General features: G+C 52.8%; 18 protein-coding genes. 5 read left to right on the plus strand and 13 right to left on the minus strand.

What is annotated here, in order from left to right; all coding sequences use genetic code 11:
- Positions 1-25 precede the first annotated feature (25 nt).
- From lspA to murJ, 4 genes are read right to left on the minus strand one after another with little or no spacing between them, the layout of a single operon-like run.
- Positions 26-541 carry a signal peptidase II gene (lspA, locus tag ACFOSD_RS13850; protein ID WP_380707482.1) on the minus strand — a complete coding sequence of 172 codons (516 nt, stop codon included), beginning with the start codon at positions 539-541 and terminating at the stop codon, positions 26-28.
- Positions 541-3,351 carry an isoleucine--tRNA ligase gene (gene ileS / locus ACFOSD_RS13855; RefSeq protein ID WP_380697514.1) on the minus strand — a complete coding sequence of 937 codons (2,811 nt, stop codon included), beginning with the start codon at positions 3,349-3,351 and terminating at the stop codon, positions 541-543. The genes lspA and ileS overlap by 1 nt, the downstream gene beginning before the upstream one ends.
- Before the next feature lie 6 nt (positions 3,352-3,357).
- Entirely contained in the window at positions 3,358-4,299 is a 942-nt protein-coding gene (gene ribF, locus ACFOSD_RS13860) for a bifunctional riboflavin kinase/FAD synthetase (protein WP_380697517.1), read from the minus strand.
- A gap of 56 nt (positions 4,300-4,355) precedes the next feature.
- Positions 4,356-5,897, minus strand: a complete 1,542-nt coding sequence (gene murJ, locus ACFOSD_RS13865) for a murein biosynthesis integral membrane protein MurJ (protein ID WP_380697520.1) — start codon at positions 5,895-5,897, stop codon at positions 4,356-4,358.
- A 213-nt stretch (positions 5,898-6,110) separates the two neighbouring features.
- Between murJ and rpsT the strand changes: the two genes are divergently transcribed.
- On the plus strand, positions 6,111-6,377 hold the full coding sequence (rpsT, locus tag ACFOSD_RS13870; protein ID WP_380697523.1) for a 30S ribosomal protein S20: 267 nt from the start codon (positions 6,111-6,113) through the stop codon (positions 6,375-6,377).
- A 469-nt stretch (positions 6,378-6,846) separates the two neighbouring features.
- On the opposite strand, the gene ACFOSD_RS13875 is transcribed toward rpsT, so the two are convergent.
- Positions 6,847-7,677 (minus strand): pirin family protein, encoded by an 831-nt coding sequence (locus ACFOSD_RS13875; protein ID WP_380697526.1) that lies wholly within the window; start codon positions 7,675-7,677, stop codon positions 6,847-6,849.
- 110 nt (positions 7,678-7,787) lie between these two features.
- Between ACFOSD_RS13875 and ACFOSD_RS13880 the strand changes: the two genes are divergently transcribed.
- Entirely contained in the window at positions 7,788-8,699 is a 912-nt protein-coding gene (locus ACFOSD_RS13880; RefSeq protein WP_380697529.1) for a LysR substrate-binding domain-containing protein, read from the plus strand.
- Between the two features lie 39 nt (positions 8,700-8,738).
- Positions 8,739-8,969 carry a hypothetical protein gene (locus ACFOSD_RS13885; RefSeq protein ID WP_380697532.1) on the plus strand — a complete coding sequence of 77 codons (231 nt, stop codon included), beginning with the start codon at positions 8,739-8,741 and terminating at the stop codon, positions 8,967-8,969.
- Here ACFOSD_RS13885 and ACFOSD_RS13890 read toward each other — a convergent pair.
- Complete coding sequence (locus ACFOSD_RS13890) at positions 8,966-9,235, minus strand: 2Fe-2S iron-sulfur cluster-binding protein (protein ID WP_380697535.1); 270 nt, start codon at positions 9,233-9,235, stop codon at positions 8,966-8,968. The genes ACFOSD_RS13885 and ACFOSD_RS13890 overlap by 4 nt on opposite strands.
- 4 nt (positions 9,236-9,239) lie before the next feature.
- Entirely contained in the window at positions 9,240-9,845 is a 606-nt protein-coding gene (locus tag ACFOSD_RS13895) for a LysE/ArgO family amino acid transporter (protein ID WP_380697538.1), read from the minus strand.
- A gap of 105 nt (positions 9,846-9,950) precedes the next feature.
- Between ACFOSD_RS13895 and ACFOSD_RS13900 the strand changes: the two genes are divergently transcribed.
- Positions 9,951-10,820, plus strand: a complete 870-nt coding sequence (locus ACFOSD_RS13900; protein ID WP_380697541.1) for a LysR family transcriptional regulator ArgP — start codon at positions 9,951-9,953, stop codon at positions 10,818-10,820.
- 6 nt (positions 10,821-10,826) lie between these two features.
- Here the strand turns inward: ACFOSD_RS13900 and ACFOSD_RS13905 are convergent, their stop codons facing one another.
- Complete coding sequence (locus tag ACFOSD_RS13905) at positions 10,827-11,279, minus strand: ion channel (RefSeq protein ID WP_380697544.1); 453 nt, start codon at positions 11,277-11,279, stop codon at positions 10,827-10,829.
- A 130-nt stretch (positions 11,280-11,409) separates the two neighbouring features.
- On the opposite strand from ACFOSD_RS13905, the gene ACFOSD_RS13910 reads away from it, so the two are divergent.
- Complete coding sequence (locus ACFOSD_RS13910) at positions 11,410-12,174, plus strand: alpha/beta fold hydrolase (protein ID WP_380697547.1); 765 nt, start codon at positions 11,410-11,412, stop codon at positions 12,172-12,174.
- Positions 12,175-12,208: 34 nt separating this feature from the next.
- Here ACFOSD_RS13910 and ACFOSD_RS13915 read toward each other — a convergent pair whose 3' ends face one another.
- From ACFOSD_RS13915 to dapB, 5 genes are all read right to left on the minus strand, one after another.
- Positions 12,209-14,062 (minus strand): PhoX family protein, encoded by a 1,854-nt coding sequence (locus tag ACFOSD_RS13915; protein ID WP_380697550.1) that lies wholly within the window; start codon positions 14,060-14,062, stop codon positions 12,209-12,211.
- Between the two features lie 205 nt (positions 14,063-14,267).
- Positions 14,268-15,407, minus strand: a complete 1,140-nt coding sequence (locus ACFOSD_RS13920) for a hypothetical protein (protein WP_380697553.1) — start codon at positions 15,405-15,407, stop codon at positions 14,268-14,270.
- A gap of 535 nt (positions 15,408-15,942) precedes the next feature.
- Positions 15,943-16,227, minus strand: coding sequence for a type II toxin-antitoxin system RelE/ParE family toxin (locus tag ACFOSD_RS13925; protein ID WP_380697557.1), 285 nt, complete (start codon positions 16,225-16,227; stop codon positions 15,943-15,945).
- 14 nt (positions 16,228-16,241) lie between these two features.
- Entirely contained in the window at positions 16,242-16,481 is a 240-nt protein-coding gene (locus tag ACFOSD_RS13930) for a type II toxin-antitoxin system ParD family antitoxin (protein ID WP_380697560.1), read from the minus strand.
- A 71-nt stretch (positions 16,482-16,552) separates the two neighbouring features.
- Positions 16,553-17,359 (minus strand): 4-hydroxy-tetrahydrodipicolinate reductase, encoded by an 807-nt coding sequence (gene dapB / locus ACFOSD_RS13935; protein WP_380697563.1) that lies wholly within the window; start codon positions 17,357-17,359, stop codon positions 16,553-16,555.
- Positions 17,360-17,365 lie beyond the last annotated feature (6 nt).

Here is a 17,365-nt window from a genome sequence, read left to right on the forward strand (position 1 = left end):
TTATTAACTAGGAACGTTCGGCCACTTACTCCGCTGCCGCACGACGTTTTTCCAGCCAAAATGCATCAATCAACAGCATAATGGCGCCCACAGTGATGGCTGAATCCGCAATGTTAAACGCCGGGAAATAGGCGTTTTGCCAATACACCAAAATAAAATCTTCAACATAGCCGTATTTGATCCGGTCAATGGCATTACCGATGGCTCCACCAATGATCAAGCTCAAGGCCACCGGCAACCAACGAGCGGTACGCGGTAAGGTCAAGATCCAGATCATCATAGCCACACTCATGATGGCAGCAATCGCGGTAAAAAATACGATTTGCCAGCCTCCGGCATCCGCCAGAAAACTGAACGCAGCCCCCGGATTGTGCACATAGATAATGTCGAAGACGGGCAACACATTAATACGCTGACCGTATTGCAAAGTGCTGGCTACTAGGTGCTTCGTCCATTGATCAAAAACAATGATCACCGCCGCAATCAACAACCAGAGCAACTGCTTTGCATCTAACCGGTAACCCATGACCTGCAATACCATTAAGCGAATAACCTCAGCTCACCCACGCCGGCGACATTGGTCACACAGCGGCCACAAAGTTCAGGGTGCTCGTCATGGCTACCCACATCATCACGGTAATGCCAGCACCGCACGCACTTGGTGCCATCCGCCGCCGTCACTGCAACTTTCAAGCCTTCAACATCGCTGTCTTGGGCTTCGGCAGGAGCATCTTTAAAGGACTTCACCGTGGCGGCAGACGTGATCAACACAAAGCGCAGCTCATCGCCTAAGCGGTTAAGCACATCGGCCATGTCGTCCGTACAATACAGCGTTACTGCTGCACCTAAGCTGCCACCTTTCATACCTTCACTGCGCGCCATTTCGAGCACCTTGTTGGTGCCTTCTTTGGCCTGCATCACCACATCCCAGAAGGCGTCATTCCATTCTTCTTCGGCGGGCAGTTCGGCCAAGCCGTCATACCAGGTATTCAGGAAAACCGACTCGGCTTTCTCGCCCGGCATACATTCCCACAGCTCTTCGGCGGTGAAGCTCAGTATTGGGGCAATCCAGCGCACCATGGCCTGTAAAGTATGATACAACGCCGTCTGCGCACTGCGGCGGGCCAAGGAATCAGCCTGCGTGGTGTATTGCCGGTCTTTAATGATATCCAGGTAAAAACCACCCAATTCCAACACACAGAAGTTGTGCACGTTTTGATACACATTGAGGAATTGGTAGTTGTCATAGTGGTCGTGAATTTCTGCTTGCAGTTGCGCGGTACGATGCACCAGCCAACGGTCCAGTTTCAGCATCTGATCCATCGGTACGATATCGGTGGCGGGGTCGAAACCGGCCATATTCGACAGCAGGAAACGACAAGTATTGCGGATACGCCGGTAGGCATCGGATGAACGCTTAAGAATGTCTTCCGAACAGCTCATATCACCACTGTAATCGGTCGAGGCAATCCACAGGCGCAGTACATCCGCACCCAGCGTATTGTTGATCTTCTGCGGTTCTACAATATTGCCAATGGATTTGGACATCTTGCGGCCATTTTCATCCACCGTAAAACCGTGCGTCAGCACTTGCTTGTATGGCGCAGCACCGTTAATGGCGATACCGGTTTTCAGTGACGACTGGAACCAGCCGCGATGTTGATCCGAACCTTCCAAATACATATCCGCCGGGTATTGACCCAGCTCCGGGCGTTTGCGCAATACGCTGGCGTGGGTGACGCCGGAGTCAAACCAAACATCCAAGGTGTCGGTGACCTTTTCATAGTCGTCTACATCCGCACCCAGCAGCTCCGCCGAGTCGTATTCCCACCACGCATCCATGCCGTCTTGTTCAACCCGCTGCGCCACTTGCTCAATGATCTCTTGGGTGCGCGGATGCAATTCACCGGTCGTTTTATGCACGAACAAACAGATCGGCACACCCCAAGTGCGTTGCCGCGACACACACCAATCCGGGCTTTGCTCAATCATCGCTTCAATGCGGTTTTGTCCCCAAGAAGGAACCCAACGTACACCCTTGATGGCGTCCAACGCTTGATCACGCAAGTTGTTTTTGGTCATCGACACAAACCATTGCGGTGTGGCGCGATAGATCAACGGCGTTTTGGTACGCCAGCAGTGGGCATATTGGTGTTTTATGGTTTCATGGGCGACTAAGGTTCCTGCCGCCTTCAACCGCTCGATCACCGGGCCGTCTACTTTGTAGACATGCTGCCCGGCAAAACCTTCGATGTGCTCTCTGTACACCCCGCCATCATCAATCGGATTGATGGTTTCGATGCCGTAATGCCGCGCTACCACAAAGTCGTCAGCGCCGTGATCCGGTGCCGTGTGCACAAAGCCAGTACCGGCCTCAGTGGTGACGTGCTCACCCAACAACATGGGGATTTCCCGGTCGTAGAACGGGTGCTTCATACGCAGGCCTTCTAGCGCCGCGCCGCGTGTCAGTGCCTCGACTTTGGTGTTTTGCCATTCGTAACGTTGCGCGGCCGTTTCTACCAAGTCACGCGCCAGTACATAGTGTTTGCCATTGGCCAACACCAAGGCATATTCAATTTCAGGGTGCGCGCTGACCGCCAAGCTGGACGGAATGGTCCACGGGGTTGTCGTCCAGATGACTACGCTGGCATCCTTCAACATGCCCACTTCACCAAAGGCCGCAGACAGTTTCGCGCCGTCCAACACAGGATATGCCACATCAATGGCTTGCGAGGTTTTCTCTTTGTATTCGACTTCCGCTTCTGCCAAGGCAGAGCCGCCCACCACACTCCAGTACACCGGCTTAAAGCCTTTGTGCAAATGGCCATTTTTGGCAATATCGCCGAGGGCGCGAATGATGTCCGCTTCGACTTTTTTATCCAAGGTTAAATAAGGGTTATCCCAGTCACCGAAAATACCCAGGCGCTTGAACGCTTCGCGCTGGCCGTCTACTTGTTGCAGCGCGTATTCGCGGCACTTGGCGCGAAAGGTTTTGTGGTCTACCTTATCGCCCGCGCGACCAATCATGGTTTCGACTTTGTGTTCGATGGGCAAACCGTGGCAGTCCCAACCGGGCACATAAGGCGCATCAAAGCCCATAAAGCCCCGCGACTTCACAATCATGTCCTTCAACACCTTGTTAACCGCATGACCAATATGAATATCGCCGTTCGCATACGGTGGGCCATCATGCAGAATAAACTTAGGACGCCCTGCCGCGTAGGTGCGAATCTTTTGGTAAATATCCTGTTCTGCCCATTGTTTCAGGCGCTCAGGTTCGCGCTGCGGCAGGTTTCCGCGCATCGGAAATTCGGTGTCGGGCAGGTTCAACGTGGCTTTATAGTCAGTCATGGCCTTTTAGTCATTCCTCTGTCGGGTCAATTGTGCCCGAGCGGTTTCGGTGTCTTTCTGAATTTGTGTTTGCAAGTCTATCAAGGCGGCAAACTTACGTGCATCACGAATTTTCTGAACAAACTCCACAGTCAAAGTGTGACCGTAGAGGTCTAACTGGGTATCCAACAGGTGGACTTCTAACAACGGCGCCAGGTGAGAAAAACTGGGTTTAACCCCCACATTGGCCACGCCTGCTATGCGTTCTCCATGGCCATCAACCCACGCCCATACGCTATAAACTCCATTTACGGCACGCCGCTGCGGCCCCAAGCCGATATTGGCGGTAGGGAATCCCAGCTTGCGCCCCAAGCGCTGGCCATGAATTACCCGTCCGGTAAGGGCATAGGGTCGACCGAGCAGCGTTTCCGCCAGGCGGAAGTTGCCATCACTCAATGCCGTCCGCACCGCTGTGCTGCTCACACGTTGATCGGCGGCGATGAACGAATCCGTGCCTTCGGCGCTGAAGCCTTGATGTGCACCCACCGCTTTTAACAAGGCTAAATCACCCAAGCGCTGACGACCGAAACGAAAATCATCCCCAACCACCACATGTTGCGCCCGCAAACCCGCGCACAGGTAGCGATGAATAAAGTCTTCCGGCGATTGATTGGCAAAAGCACTGTTAAAACGCACCACCCAAACCCAATCAATGCCCAACGCCTGCAACACCATGAGCTTATCACGCAGCGTTGAAATGCGGGGTGGCGCGTCGGCGCCCATGAAGAATTCTTTGGGCTGTGGCTCGAATAACACGACCGCGGTGGCCAATTGATGCGCGTCTGCATAGGATTTTAAGGCACGCAACAGTTGCTGGTGACCCAGATGCACGCCATCGAAGTTACCCACGGTAACCACCGTTGCTTGATGTGGCCCTTCGAGGACCTGACTGCCACGCAGTAACTTCACAGAATCGTTTCACCCATTACAAGGGGCGTCATTATAGCGGGCCAGTCGGTCAGCGGCTACCGTGCTGTGAGATGTCGCACCCGCCAGCCGGTGATGACCAAGCCGAACCCATAAGCCAAACCGCCAAGCGCAATTAACAGGCCCAAGGCGCGCAATCTTAACCAAAGGTCGGCGGCGAGCCACCACGCAGTATCCGGCATAACCCACACCAACACCATCGCCATTAACAGAGCAGCCCCGACAACACCCAAGGTGCGCGGATGCCGCATTAAACCGCCGACGCTCAACAACCCAGCTCTATGCAAGCCGGCGGCTAATAACCCGGCATTGAGCCAAGCCGATAATGTCGTCGCCAACGCCAGGCCAACGTGAGCGAGTGGCCAAATCAGGATTAGATTGAAGACTATATTGGCGACCAACGCCGCCAGCGCTATTTTGACCGGCGTTTTCATGTCTTGCCGACTGAAAAAACCCGGCGCTAATACTTTCACCAACATAAAAGCCACCAACCCCCCACTGTAGGCCATTAAACTGGCCGCACTGCGGGTCACGTCATGCGCGGTCATAGCACCGTAGAAAAAGAGGGTACTCAGAATCGGCACCGCCAAAACCGCCAGCGCCACGGCAGCAGGGACGCCGAGCAATAGCACCATCCGCACCGCCCAGTGCAGGCTTTCCCTAAAGGCATCGTCATCTTTCTTGGCAACGTCAGCCGACAATCCGGGCAACACGACAGTGGCAATGGCAATGCCGATTACACCTAAGGGCAACTCCACCAACCGATCCGAATAATACAGCCACGCCACACTGCCCGCTTCCAGCCAGGAGGCCAATACGGTATCCAGCAACAAATTAACCTGCGCCACGCTGACCCCCAACATGGCCGGTGCCATCAAGCGCAGAATCTTCACCACGCCGGGGTGCCGCCAGTCCCAAACCGGCTTCGGCAACAACCCCAGTTGGCGTAAAAAGGGCACCTGAAAGAGCAACTGAGTCACCCCGGCCATCAACACGCCCCAGGCTAAAGCATGCGCCGGTGTTGGCACATAAGGCGTTAACCAGAAAGCTGCGCCAATCAACGACAGGTTCAGTAGCACGGGTGTCAATGCCGGAATCGCATAGCGCCCGTACGTATTGAGAATTCCGCCGGCAAACGCCGTGAGTGAAATAAACCCTAAGTATGGAAAGGTGATACGGATGAGTTCGGTGGTCAGGGCCAGCTTATCGGGGTATTGATGAAAGCCGGAGGCAAACAGCCACGTTATGCCGGGGGCCGCCGCAAAGGCCAGTGCGCACACCACAAACAGGGAAAAACCGAGTGTAACAAATACCCTATTCACTAATTGCTGTACCGCAGCCAGCCCACCTTCTTCTTTATACTCCGCCAACACCGGCACAAAGGCTTGGGCAAAAGCACCTTCAGCAAATAAGCGGCGAAAAAAATTGGGAATTTTAAACGCCACATAAAAGGCATCGGCGGCATTGGTGGCCCCTAGTAAGGCCGCCATAACAACATCACGCACCAAACCCAAGATACGGGACGTCATGGTGCCCGCACTGACAATGGCCGATTGTTTTAACAGGCGAGATCCGGCCATGAGGTGAAAAATCCTAACGCAATGGAGAGTCGACGCAGTGTAATTGAATTTCTTCGATGTGCGAAGTCAGGCGAGATTCCGGTTTTGTCGGTGTGGCCACCCTTTTGGTTGACAAGAATAGGCAGTAGATCTAGAATCGCGCGCTCTCTTTGATAGGGTTCTGTTTTTGAACACGTATCATGAGCTTAATTTCGTAATAGGAGCGCACACACTGTGGCAAACAACCCTGGTTCTCGTAAACGTGCACGTCAAGCGATTGGTCGCCGTGCACACAATGCTAGCCTGCGCTCTATGGTCCGCACATATGTGAAGAAAGTAGTTGCACAGATTGAAACTGGCAATTACGAGGCAGCCAAAACCGCTTTGTCTGCCGCACAGCCTAAGTTAGATGGTATGGCTCGTAAGGGCATTATCTCTAAAAACAAGGCCGCGCGCACCATGAGCCGTTTGTCGGGTCACGTTAAAGCGCTGAAAGCGTAATAACGACCGACAAGGTCCTAGCGTCTCTTCGGAGACAACACTGGCAACTGCTCCTGCGTTGCCAGAATACCGTCCATCCGTGGACATAAAAGCCAGCTCAAGCTGGCTTTTTTGTGTCTGTCGGTTTTAGTCCGTAGGGCTCTCGGGGTATGCCTCTGGCGCTCCACGGCAGGCCGGGAGTGACTGAGAAAAATGATTGTGCATTTTTCTCCCCCTGCGGGCGCCTGGTGGCGGTGTCAATTGCTATCGCAATTGATCGCACCTTGAGGCATACGCCCTGCGCCCTGCTTGAACCCAAGGCCAAAGCCAGAAAAAGCAGATTAAGAATCAGTCAGTCCGCTTTCATATTACACCATGATACTGAACTGCAATGGGCGTAGGGTGTGTGCCATAAAGCGCGCCTTTCGGCCTGCCGTGAAGCGCTATTGGCACACCCCGAAAGCCCATGGTGTCCCATGCAAGTAGAAAGCTACGAAACCAATCGCCCGGACTGATAGTCTCGAATCGCTTGTTCGATTTCCTGCGGTGTGTTCATCACGAACGGACCATACTGCACAATAGGTTCTTTCAACGGCTGGCCAGCGATCAACAATGCACCGCTGTGAGCTTGCGCGGAGATGCTCACTGAATCGCCCTCGCTCAACACCGCCACTTCGCCTTCACGAATGACCTGACCTGCTACATTCAACTCACCCTTGTACGCGTAGATAAACCCGGTATGCTCGGCGGGCAAGTCGTGCTCAAATTCACCTGCTTGCTCCCAGCGCACATCAAAGAAGCGTGGTTGAGTAGCCACGCCACTGACTGGCCCGGTTACACCCTTCAAGGAACCTGCCAACACACGCACTTTACCCACGGGCACATCCACTTCGGGTACATCGCTGGCCGGAATATCCTGATAGCGCGGGTCGATCATTTTGTCTTTCGCTGGCAGGTTTACCCACAGCTGGAAGCCCCACAGCAAGCCATTTTCCTGCTGTGGCATTTCTTCATGAATAATGCCGCGCCCCGCCGTCATCCATTGAATAGAGCCTGGCCCTAAATAGCCTTCGCTGCCCATGTGGTCACGGTGGCGCACACTGCCTTCGATCAGGTAGGTCACGGTTTCAAAGCCCCGGTGTGGGTGCGATGGAAAGCCCGCAATATAGTCGTTCGGGTCGTCTGACTTAAATTCATCCAGCATTAAGAAAGGATCCAAACGCTGCAAGTACGGGTTGCCGATAATGCGTGACAGGCTAACGCCTGCGCCGTCCTGAGTCGGCATACCTTTCGCCAAGCGGGCAACAGTTCTCGTGGTCATGATCATTACCTCTTCATTTGAGTGATGCGGTTAGAGTAGACCCTCTATCGGCACTTGAATAACGGAATAATCTGGCGGATGATTTCAAAAAGTTTGAATGAGTGCCGAACATGGCTCACAACCCGATTACCATCGACCTGATCAAAACACTCGACGCCATTGACCGACATGGGAGCTTCGCGGCGGCAGCCGAGCAATTGCACAAAGTGCCTTCGGCCCTGACCTACACATTGCAAAAGTGCGAAAAAGACCTCGACATCACCTTGTTTGACCGCAGCGGCCACCGCGCCGAATGGACGGAGAGTGCGCGCCATATCCTGAAGGAAGGCCGCCATATTCTGACTTCACTCGACAATTTGGCGCACAGTTCACAACGCCTTGCCGAAGGCTGGACGACCCAATACAGCCTCGCGGTTGATCACGTATTGGATTTCAGTCAAGTCGTACCGCTGCTCAGTAAGGCGCAGCTGGATATCCCCTGGGTGCCTATACATATTCAACAGGGTACCTTGTCAGGTACTTGGGAGTTACTGATCAATCATCAGGTGGATTTGGTCTTAGCTCCGAATTTGTCGAAGCCCAACGCATCGGGTATTCAGACACGCGTCATTGGCTCAATGCAAATGGTGCTGGCGGTGGCGGGAAGCCATCCCTTAGCGGCCATTGATCGGGCGATTACTGAAGACGACATGGCCGATTTCCCGGTGGTGACTGTGAAGGACACCGCTCGCCAAATCGCTCCATTGACCGCCGGCATTCGCAAGCGCAAGCGCGAAATCATGGTGCCGGACATGGCAACCAAGATCATCGCGCAGAAACAGGGGTTGGGTATCGGCTTTCTGCCCTTACATCGCATTCAAAAGGAAATTTTCGCGGGTGAGCTGATCGTCAAAGAACTGGTTGAACAACCGGATGTGGCGGACATTCAGATCGTCGCCGGTTGGCGACAAGGCGACAACGACAAAACCCACCAGTGGATGATGCAACACCTTGACCTCATTCAAATGCAGTCCATGCCCTAAGATGCCCTATTCATCTGCTCGGTGCTACTCTCGCAAGCAATGTCGAACGTACCAGCCAATATATTGCTGGCTGAATTCACGTCCGATTGGCGCACCCTGGCGTGGGGAGTGAGCGTGGGCGGCTTAGGCTTTATGTTGGGCTCCTTGGCGAACCTGATTGCGCTGCGACTGGCTCGCCAGCCCGGACTGTGGAAAGAATTTCATGCGTGGAGCCTACCCCTGTTTGCCGTCTCTCTGCTGCTAGGCGGGTGGCTTAACGCATTGCATTAACGGCGTAGCTCACTTAAACCAACGTCTCCGATCGGATAAGCGATGCAAGGCAAGATAAACCCCTCTCTTCGTGCTGCTTCGTCTAAACCATAGGGGGTACGGCCACGGTAATCGATATGTCCCGCCACCAACCGGTACCGACACACCCCGCAAGCGCCGTTAATGCAGGCTTTGCGCAGCGCCAATCCCTGTCCCAACAACGCTTCATAAAGCGTTTTGTCCGGCTCTATTTCGAACGCTTGCTGCGCGATGGTTAATGTCACCATACATTTATCCGTGCCAAACTAAGGAAACCGCCACCACAACCAACAATGCCGACATGCCCGCATCAAAAGCCCGCCAACGGGCTGGCGAACGCAGATAACTGGCCAGTTTCGGAGCAAATCCGGTGAGCGCGGTAAACCACGTAAACGACGCTAAACAAGCCCCCAATACAAACCACGGCGGCGCTGCCTGTTGCGCACCAATACTGCCAATCAATACCACGGTATCAAGATACACATGCGGATTCAGTAGTGTAATAGCTAGCGCAGTGCCAGCGGTTTTCCAGCGCCCACCCAAGCCCGTCGCCAAATCTGCCTGCAAGCCTGAAGTACCCTGCCATGCTCGCCACGCCGACTGGCTCGCTAACCACAATAACAACGCCACACCAAGCCATGTCAGCACCGGCACGAGGTCAGGCACAATCGCCTGCACCCAATGAATTCCGTAGACGCCCAAAATAATCAAACCTGCATCACACAAAATACACACCATGGCGATAACACCGCGATGTCCACCACGCATACTCTGGCTCAACACCCAAGCATTTTGCGCACCGATCGCTACGATCAAGCCGATGGTGACCACAAAGCCGGTTAACAGCGACCACAGCATAACTATCCCTCACCTTTATTTGGACAACAGTTTCATTTGGGCAAGATAGCAGCGTGGCGTATCATTAATCCAACACATAATTCTTCTGCATCATAAGAGTATCTAATGATTGATTATCGAGGTCTGCAAGCCCTTGCCATGGTGATCGAGCATGGCGGCTTTGAACGCGCCGCGCGTCACCTGTTTATCACACAATCGGCGGTTAGCCAGCGCGTAAAACACTTGGAAGCACTGATCGGCCAACCGGTTTTGATGCGCACTACGCCGCCCAAGGCCACAGCCATGGGCCAGCGTTTGCACAGCCACTGGCAGCAGGTACGATTATTGGAGGCGGGACTGGGCATTGCCAGCACGCCCAATCAACTCACGGTGCGTTTAACCGTAAACGCCGACTCGCTGGCAACCTGGTTACCCGAAGCCTTGGTTTTACCCGACCATCCCAATGTTTCTTTTGATCTGTTAGTGGAAGATCAGGCGGTTGGGCTGCGTCGGATGCGCCAAGGCGAGGTGATGGCGTGCTTATGCGCCAGTGCCGAACCGGTAAACGGCGGTCGCGTCGCCTTCTTGGGGTATTTACGTTACCGGGCCGTAGCCTCGCCCGAGTTTATTGCGAACTATGGGTTAAAGGACCTTTCCCGGCTACCGGATGCGCCCTGTTTGGTGTTTAACCGCGATGACCCATTGCAGCACGAATTTTTGGCGACGGTAGTGGGTGGAACACCCCAACGCATACATTACTGCCCCTCATCGGAAGGCTTTGTTGAGGCCACTCGCGTCGGCCTCGGCTACGGGATGATTCCAGAACTGCAATTCCGTGACTTGCTCGCCAGTGGCGAGTTGGTCGACGTTGTGCCCGGTTATGCCCTATCTACCCCGCTTTACTGGCACTATTGGCAAACGGAAAGTGATGTCATGCTGAACCTGCGTACACAGGTGATTAAGATCGCCAAACAGCGATTGTTGGCGGAAGCCTAAACACTACTACTCCATCGGCGATCGTTTCGGTAGCCAATGCTTCTGCATTTCAATAAAGGTTAAGGAGGCTGACCATGTAATGAGCGCAAAACCCACCAACGCTTCTGTTCCGAGCACAAACCGAATAGGCCCTTCCGCCCAAATATCACCATAGCCTACGGTCGTGTAGGTAACGGCCGACAAATAAACCGTATCCAAAAAGCCGACGGCGTAGTGTGCGTGTATCTGACCTGCACCATCGAACAGTAATAAAAACCAAACCAGCGCAGCAAAGAGCCAGATTTCAACCACATGCAGCGCCAATATGCCAAACATCAACAATACCATGCGAACCCGTGGAGGATACCCTGGACGCTCCATCTGACGACTAAACCACACAAACACTTCAAAATGCAGAATGACGATGACACCCACAAACAACAAGGTGCTGAGCGCAATTAAAAAATAGACCGGTTCCACTAACAGGCTTCTCCAACAGCATCAATTTATGACAACGCCAACAAAAGCATTGCGCAGGCCTACCGTAGCCTATGTGTGTTCTATCACGTATCCTACTGCGCATGCTTAATGGTTCACAATGGAAAACTGCATGAAACTGCACTACCGAACCCAAGGCGATGGCGAACCCGTCATCATTATTCACGGCCTGTTCGGCGATGGTCTGAACTGGGGCGGCGTCAGCCGTATTTTGAAAGACCACTTCCGCTTGATCTTACCCGACATGCGCAACCATGGTCGCTCGCCGCATAACAATGATATTCGCTATACCACCATGGCGGCTGATATTGCGGCCTTGATGGATGATCTTAATCTCCCCAAAGCGCATATTGTTGGCCATTCCATGGGCGGCAAAATTGCGATGACCTTTGCCCTACAACACCCGGAACGGGTAAGCAGTTTAACGGTGGTGGATATTGCCCCGAAACGATATCCCATACGCCACCGCGATGTATTTGCCGGTTTACTCGCCGTGGTCGAAGCGAAACCTCAAACGCGACAAGATGCTGAAGCGATCTTACAAGAACATATTCAAACCACGGATGTACGAACGTTTATCCTAAAAAACCTGGAGCGCACCGATCAGGGCTTCCAATGGCGGATCAACTGGCAGGCTTTGTATGGACACTACGAAGATTTAGCGGATTTTCCGGTTGAATCGGGGAAGTACACCGGCCCAACACAGTTTTTAGTCGGGGAGCTTTCCGATTACGTCAGCAAAGAAGACCAGCCCACCATTACGGGGCTTTTTCCCAATGCCAAAGGTCGAATCGTCGGCGGCACCGGACACTGGTTGCACGCGGAAAAGCCGGAATTAGTAGCGGAGTGGATTAGAAAGTTTATTTTAGCCGTATAGAAAACCGGGGAGGGACGAGCCCTCCCCGAGTGCTTTAGGCACCAATAACACCGCCATCTTCACGATAGATTGTGATCACCGATGAACGCGGCACACCATCACGACCTGCATTCGGCCAAGCGCCCGTTGGGTGCTGGATCCCTACCATCATGGCGCGATGGTCGTCACTGAACGTAATACCCGTCACTTCACAGCCAACCGGCCCCACCATAAAACGGCGGATATGGCCTGTTACCGGATCACCACACAACATCATGTTGTTGCCTTGACCGGCATAACGACCTTCATTGCTGAAGTTACCATCGGTTTGGATCCACAAGCGACCGAAACGGTCGAACGCCAATCCATCCGGGCTGTTGAACATATTCTCCGCCGTAATGTTGTCACTGCCGGCATACAGACCCGTTTGAGTTGTCGGGTTACCGGCCACTGCGTACAGGTCCCACCCAAAACGATCGGAAGTATGATCACCATTGTGCGGCGTCCAGCGTACAATTTGACCAAAATGGTTTTCTGCCCGTGGGTTCGGACCATTCGTCGTTTCCGCTGTACGGCGGCTATTGTTGGTCAAGGCACACAAGACCATAGGGGCTGAGGGGTGCACCGTGACCCACTCCGGACGGTCCATTGTGGTTGCACCCACGAAGGTCGCCGCCTCACGTGCCCGCACCAACACATCGGCTTCATCTCGGAAACCATTGCTGGGCGTTAAACCGTTGCGACCGAACGTCAGTTCCAACCAGTCGCCGCTGCCATTTTCGTTAAACCGTGCCGCATAGAGCGTGCCCTGTTCCAGCAGGTCTGCATTGCGTGAGGGATTGTTGGCGTCGTACAGATCACGCGACACAAACTTATAGATGAACTCGGCGCGCTCGTCGTCACCCATGTACACTACCGCACGACCATCTTTATTGATCGTCACTGCTGCGTTTTCGTGCTTGAACCGTCCTAACGCCGTACGCTTTTTCGGCGTTGAATTCGGGTTCATCGGATCAATTTCCACAATCCAACCAAACCGATTCGCTTCGTTCGGCTCTTGCGCGACATTGAAACGGCGCTCATGTGGCCACCACTGGTAACCGAAACCACCAGTGCTTAAACCATAGCGCTGCTGTGCCGGGGTGAACGTCGTACCTTCTGGCGCCCCAAAATAACCGTTGAAGTTCTCTTCACAAGTTAAGTAGGTGCCCCATGGCGTGCGGCTGGCACCACAGTTATTCAAGGTACCAAGCACGCGACGACCGGAAGTATCTTCCGACGTTTTCACATATTCTGTACCGGCAACAGGCCCGGTCAGTTCAAACTCACTGTAACCGTGTAAGCGACGGTTCAAGTTTGAGGACTTTTTATACGCCCATTCACCGTTACGGTTGCGTTCCAGCTCCACCACGGTGACGCCGTGCGCATACAGCCCACGCCGCACATCATCTGCGGTTTTCGCGGCTTCACCGTGCGTAAACAGGTATTCATCATTGTAGTATTCGCTGTTCACGGCCAGTACGGCCCGGTTGGGGTCCATTGACCCATCGGCGTTGGTCAGGTGGTAGAGCTCCATGCCATCTGTGTTGTCACCAAACTGGCCAGCTTGTGCTTCTGCATTGTTGCTGCGTGAGAATTCCGGTGCACCACGCAAAACCGGGTCACCCCATGACATCAGCACATCGTAACGGTAACCCGGCGGCAGCATGATGTCGTCTGCCGTGCTGGTGGGTATATTGTCAAAGCTCATTAACGTTGTGGCTTGGTTTACCGCCGCGGCCACGCCGGATACGCCACCCATGAAGGCTGTCGCACCCACTGCACCACCCATTTTCAACAGACTGCGACGACTGACCGCAGAATCAATTAAACGGTCAAATTCAACCGGCTTATTATTATCATCAACCATGTTATTTCCCCTGAAGTTTGGATTGAGCATTTACTCAAAAACGCAGGAGAGATTTTCTAGGGGCAAGTTGACAAAATGACGACGATTTTATGGCAATTTGACGACAGTTGAGATGTGAACGTTAACGCAACGTCCAGAAGATGACAGACACAAAAAAGCCGGCTAATGCCGGCTTTTTAACTTCAATTAACCTTTAAGGGTCAGATTAGAAGCTGTATTCAGCATATACAGTTGCTTTGCTAGCTTCTGAATCTTCATCAGCTACGTCGCCCATGGCGTATTCAGCACCATATTTAACGCCAGACTCAGTGGTGTAAGAACCACCAACTTCAGCTTCCAAGCCTTGGCCTTCGCCTAAGCCCATTTTGGCTTCGCCGTAAGCACCGATAGCGCCTTCAGCATAGCTCACTTTACCGAATACACGAGTGTCTTCCGCATCTTCAGTCAAGTCAGTAGCAAACCAGCCTTCAACAGTAATCGGAGCAAATGCAGCAGAACCACCTGCACGAACAGCCATACGCTCGTTTTCAGTACTGATAGAAGCTACTTGACCGTATACAGAGATAGTATCTGACACAGCGAATGTGGCTTTAGCAGCCCAAGCTGAATCGTCTGCGCCCGAGTTATTACGGAATGCACCTTCAATGGTCAAAGCATCAATTGGAGAAGCTTCAACTGCCACACCTAAACCAGTGATTGCGTCTACATCAGAGTTGCCGCCATCAGGCTCACGGTATTGGAAGTCAGCCCAAACTTGAGCTACGCCCAAGTCTTGGTGTACAGCGGCAGCGAAACCGAAATCGGCTACATCGTTACCTTCAGCTTGTACTTTCAGGCCTAAATCGGCAACAGTGTAACGTGCTGCTGATTTAACACCTAAGCCAGCATCTAATGCTGTTTCAGCGGCAGTATCGAAATCGGTTAAGCCTTCCAATTTACCAACGGTATCAGCGATGTCGCCAATTTGACCGAAAGAAACAGCGCCTTCGTCTACGCGCAAGTCAAATACACGAACATATCCGTTATTCTTGTCATTAGTAACTGACGTTGGCGACCAACCACTACCACCAGCCTTTTCATCTTCATGGATACCTACACGGATTTTACCGCTCATAGGGCCATGCTTCACAGTGGTAGTGATGTTGAAGTTGTACCAGTCTTCATCAGCTGCAGCATAACCAGGCAGTTGGTTTTCGCGGCTTTCAGCTTCCAAATCGAAAACAGTTTGAACACGCACTGAACCAGTGTAGGACATTTCAGTAGTAGCTTCAGCCACTGCAGTGCCAGCGATCGCCAACGTCAATGCAGAAACTGCAAAACCAGAAGCAAGTTTAAAAGCTTTCATTCAAGATTCCCCTTTTATTATCACGAACTCAACGCACAATTGCGCTGAACTCCATAAGTTGGTGTTCACCCATGGGACTGTGTGCACACCGATTTCTTATCGTTATTCAGTTTGCAGCAGCCATATTACACGGCTATTACAAAATTGAAACCCTTGGCTTCAAACTCCGTAGCTTTTTCACCGACGAATCGGAAAACCGTGCCCGTCAGTGTTTTTCTGCGGTGTAACGCCCCAGCCAAGGCCCGAACGTGCCGTTATCACACCAGAGAATTTGGGAGTGGTCAACGGTTTTTTGGCGTTAAATTGGGTTTTTTAGACAGATTTCGCAGTTTTACATCCGGATATGCGGGGGGCGGGTGCTATGTGTGATGAATTTTTTGCAAGGATAACCTAGGTTGTTGATTTTTCGACCAAAGCATCAAGATCAAATTTTCAGCGCAGGGCATCGAAAACGATCGTAAGGATTGCGTAAGCAATCTGCCTACTGAAGTTCTGAACTATTTCGCAACACTCAAAATATCCGTCAACCAACATTTCATTCAACTTGAAATTGATCCATGGATTGATGCACCACCGCCAATATTTCAATACCGTCTGTTTGTCGATAGAAAATGCTGTGTCTTCCTACAGATAGACACTGGACGTTCTTGCCGATCTCCGGCCTTACCCGCCCTGCACTAGGGATGCTGCTGAGCAGTTCTATGGCATCGAGTAAGCGCGACACATAGAGGTCAGCTTGAGCACTGCCCCACCGGAACTGCGTGAACTGCCAGATGTCTTTGAGGTCCTTTTTGGCGCGAGGGGTGAATACAACATCCATGTTATTGATAGCGATTAGCTCCTTAGCTCTTCAAGTAAGGCTTCTCGATTATAGCCAGTAAGCTCGCCTCCGTCGGCCTGAGCTATGCCTTCAGCTACATGTTTGCGTAAGGCTTCTAGCTTATTGTTTCGTTCTTCCATTTGACGTAGTGCATCCCTGATCACTTCACTGGCCGAGCCGTACCGGCCGGTACTGACCTGATTCTGGATAAATACTTCCCAGTGCTTGCCAAGACTCATACTGGTGCTGGCCATATTCAAAACCTAATAAAAATGGGTATTTATGAATATTCTATGCCCGTAAAAACCTCACCGCAATGAAAAGTTCACCCGTTTTTCAGGCCCAAAACATCCTGCATGTCATACAAACCTGCCGGTTGATCGACCAGCCATTGGGCGGCGCGCAAAGCACCTTTCGCAAAGGTATTGCGGTTGCTGGCTTTGTGCGTGAGTTCTATGCGCTCGCCTTCGGTGGCGTAAACCACGGTATGGTCTCCGACGACATCGCCGCCGCGCAGGGTGGCAAAACCGATGGTTTGTTGCTCACGCGGGCCCTCTGCGCCTTCTCGCCCATATACGGCAACATCGTACAGATTACGCCCTAACCCTTCGGCAGCGGCTTCACCGAGCCGCAGTGCCGTACCTGAGGGAGCATCTACCTTATGCCGATGGTGCATTTCGACAATTTCTACGTCGTAGTCATCGCCCAAGAGCGCAGCGGTTTGCTTTACTAGGCTCAGTAGTACGGTGACTCCCACGGAATAGTTAGGGGCAAACACGATGGGGATTTCACGCGCCGCCTGAGCAATGAGATCTTTTTCTTCCGGGCTAAACCCGGTCGTACCGATCACCAGGCCAATACCTTGCTGACGACAGTATTCCAAGTGATCCATCGAAGCTGCCGGGGTGGTGAAATCAATCACTACATCGGCGGCTGGGTCGCACTGTTCCAAATCATCCACCAGCGGCACATTCAATTCACCCAAGCCGCAAAGCGCGCCGATATCGGTGCCCAACAAGCTGCTGTCGGGTCGATCCGTCGCGCCAGCCAAGGTCAACCGGGAGTGTTCGTGCACCAGTGTAACCAAGGTTCGACCCATGCGGCCCGGTGCGCCCGTGATGATGATGTTCATGATTGC

Source organism: Salinispirillum marinum (genome assembly GCF_042650105.1).
GTDB classification, from domain to species: Bacteria; Pseudomonadota; Gammaproteobacteria; order Pseudomonadales; family Natronospirillaceae; genus Salinispirillum; species Salinispirillum marinum.

Excerpts from the sequence above, each read along its gene's own strand:
- ACFOSD_RS13880 (WP_380697529.1), top strand. The coding sequence starts at position 7,788 with ATGGCTCACAACCCGATTACCATCGACCTGATCAAAACACTCGACGCC.
- ACFOSD_RS13895 (WP_380697538.1), bottom strand. The coding sequence starts at position 9,845 with ATGCTGTGGTCGCTGTTAACCGGCTTTGTGGTCACCATCGGCTTGATC.
- lspA (WP_380707482.1), bottom strand. The coding sequence starts at position 541 with ATGGTATTGCAGGTCATGGGTTACCGGTTAGATGCAAAGCAGTTGCTC.
- murJ (WP_380697520.1), bottom strand. The coding sequence starts at position 5,897 with ATGGCCGGATCTCGCCTGTTAAAACAATCGGCCATTGTCAGTGCGGGC.
- ACFOSD_RS13915 (WP_380697550.1), bottom strand. The coding sequence starts at position 14,062 with ATGGTTGATGATAATAATAAGCCGGTTGAATTTGACCGTTTAATTGAT.
- ACFOSD_RS13885 (WP_380697532.1), top strand. The coding sequence starts at position 8,739 with ATGTCGAACGTACCAGCCAATATATTGCTGGCTGAATTCACGTCCGAT.
- ACFOSD_RS13900 (WP_380697541.1), top strand. The coding sequence starts at position 9,951 with ATGATTGATTATCGAGGTCTGCAAGCCCTTGCCATGGTGATCGAGCAT.
- ACFOSD_RS13890 (WP_380697535.1), bottom strand. The coding sequence starts at position 9,235 with ATGGTGACATTAACCATCGCGCAGCAAGCGTTCGAAATAGAGCCGGAC.
- ACFOSD_RS13920 (WP_380697553.1), bottom strand. The coding sequence starts at position 15,407 with ATGAAAGCTTTTAAACTTGCTTCTGGTTTTGCAGTTTCTGCATTGACG.
- ACFOSD_RS13930 (WP_380697560.1), bottom strand. The coding sequence starts at position 16,481 with ATGGCCAGCACCAGTATGAGTCTTGGCAAGCACTGGGAAGTATTTATC.
- ACFOSD_RS13925 (WP_380697557.1), bottom strand. The coding sequence starts at position 16,227 with ATGGATGTTGTATTCACCCCTCGCGCCAAAAAGGACCTCAAAGACATC.
- ACFOSD_RS13910 (WP_380697547.1), top strand. The coding sequence starts at position 11,410 with ATGAAACTGCACTACCGAACCCAAGGCGATGGCGAACCCGTCATCATT.
- ileS (WP_380697514.1), bottom strand. The coding sequence starts at position 3,351 with ATGACTGACTATAAAGCCACGTTGAACCTGCCCGACACCGAATTTCCG.
- ACFOSD_RS13875 (WP_380697526.1), bottom strand. The coding sequence starts at position 7,677 with ATGACCACGAGAACTGTTGCCCGCTTGGCGAAAGGTATGCCGACTCAG.
- dapB (WP_380697563.1), bottom strand. The coding sequence starts at position 17,359 with ATGAACATCATCATCACGGGCGCACCGGGCCGCATGGGTCGAACCTTG.